We start from the raw sequence: 398 nt of genomic DNA on the forward strand, positions 1-398 counted from the left end.
GAAGTGGACGGGCCTCTGGGCGCTTACTGGGTGCTTACTGCTACTGACGATAGTGGGTTTGTCGATGCTACTGGTGCCGTCTCCCAGCGAAATTGCTGACTTGCGGGCCAATGCAGAGAACCTAGAAGCCAGAGGCGGCAAAGTTGTGTTGACCCTGTGCGGACCTCAGAAGCGGCTTTGCGCTGAGGTAGACAACAAGGCAGAAGCTTGGGGTGAAAACGGACAGTTCCGCATTCTCAAGGGATATTAGTAGTTCTTAATTAGTTTAATTAAATGGCATAGAGAAGGAAGATGTAAGGTATGTTTTGGAAAAAGAAAGACTACTAACAAAATATTGACAGAATTGCTGTTGGATTAGTTTCAAATAATCACAAAAAAGATGTTTTACCTTTTTTACC

1 pseudogene is annotated in these 398 nt (G+C 44.7%); it reads left to right on the forward strand.

Annotated elements, in window-relative coordinates:
* A pseudogene (locus tag GHO25_RS26370) lies at nt 1-250 on the forward strand (hypothetical protein); the annotation flags it as partial.
* Nucleotides 251-398 lie beyond the last annotated feature (148 nt).

This window comes from Pseudomonas sp. FSL R10-1350, assembly GCF_009600525.1.
Lineage (GTDB): Bacteria > Pseudomonadota > Gammaproteobacteria > Pseudomonadales > Pseudomonadaceae > Aquipseudomonas > Aquipseudomonas helleri.